The organism is Pseudoalteromonas sp. 19-MNA-CIBAN-0066 (assembly GCF_040308705.1).
GTDB lineage: Bacteria > Pseudomonadota > Gammaproteobacteria > Enterobacterales > Alteromonadaceae > Pseudoalteromonas > Pseudoalteromonas nigrifaciens.
The window spans coordinates 1-249 of the sequence record NZ_JBEONZ010000339.1 but is presented as its reverse complement, the minus strand read 5'-3'; the positions used below and the strand labels follow the sequence as shown (position 1 = coordinate 249).

The 249-nt window shown below is 45.4% G+C and carries 1 pseudogene; it reads right to left on the bottom strand.

Features of this window, described 5'->3' with window-relative positions:
- Positions 1-249, bottom strand: a pseudogene (locus AAEZ18_RS19350) (DNA mismatch repair endonuclease MutL); the annotation flags it as partial.

Here is a 249-nt window from a genome sequence, read left to right as displayed (position 1 = left end):
GGGTATGTTTGCTACATTATCAAAATGCGCAGCGTGTTGCTCACTCACACCTTGATAAAACGCGTTTACATCATGATGGCTCGTACTTGGTGTATCACGGTATGCCCCGCCACCGCCAACACTTCTAGTACCTGATGCTGAACTACCTGCACTTCCAGAGTAAGAGGGCTGTAATTGCGATTTAGGGTAATCAAATACTCCATCCGCTTTTATATCATTAGAACTACTATGCGCTGACCCCATAAACAC